1 pseudogene is annotated in these 229 nt (G+C 41.5%); it reads left to right on the top strand.

Features of this window, described 5'->3' with window-relative positions:
* Positions 1–229 (top strand): annotated as a pseudogene (locus AAEZ03_RS29165) (hypothetical protein); the annotation flags it as partial.

Raw genomic sequence — 229 nt, 5'->3', positions numbered from 1 at the left:
AAGGTTTGATTGCTCGCAAAAAATACTTTTGGTTGTCGATGGGAGCATTGTTCGTCGGTGTGTCTTTATATTATATCGCCACCTTGCAACCGGACATCGCCACCACCCGCGAGATGCAGGATTTATTAATACCCATTTTTAAGGATTGGATGATTCCGTTTTCAGCCGTACCTTTTGGTATTGGCTTTATTATCTTTACCTATTTTGTGATTAATGGCGCTTCCAATGC

This window comes from Pseudomonas sp. HY2-MNA-CIBAN-0224, assembly GCF_040310285.1.
Lineage (GTDB): Bacteria > Pseudomonadota > Gammaproteobacteria > Pseudomonadales > Pseudomonadaceae > Aquipseudomonas > Aquipseudomonas helleri.
The sequence above is the reverse complement of the archived record's forward strand: the minus strand, read 5'-3'. Positions and strand labels throughout refer to the sequence as shown.